1 protein-coding gene is annotated in these 304 nt (G+C 74.3%); it reads left to right on the plus strand.

The features are described 5' to 3' along the window. Positions 1-295, plus strand: a 295-nt coding sequence (locus tag N864_RS25845) for a hypothetical protein (RefSeq protein ID WP_034723419.1), incomplete at its 5' end; no start/stop codon positions are given. Positions 296-304 lie beyond the last annotated feature (9 nt).

Consider the following 304-nt stretch of genomic DNA (forward strand, 5'->3'; position numbering starts at 1 on the left):
AGACGTCGACCACGGCCCCGGAGACGACGAGTGCCACCACGAGCCCGACGAGCATCCCGAGCGCGCCCACGACGGCCGTGAGGACGAGCAGCGCACCCCAGCAGGCTCCCGCGTCATCCTCGCCCGCTGGGGCGCCCGTTCAGGCGCCCAAGGCGACGGGCAGTCTCGCACCGGGCGCCCCGTTCACGCCGAAGCAGCCGGACCTGCCGCCTGCCCCGAACCGGCCAGACGGGCCACTCGCGCCACCGACCACGACGCCTTGACGCAACACGTCAGCGACCCCCGGCAGAGATAGTGCCGGGGG

This window comes from Intrasporangium chromatireducens Q5-1 (assembly GCF_000576575.1).
Lineage (GTDB): Bacteria > Actinomycetota > Actinomycetes > Actinomycetales > Dermatophilaceae > Intrasporangium_A > Intrasporangium_A chromatireducens.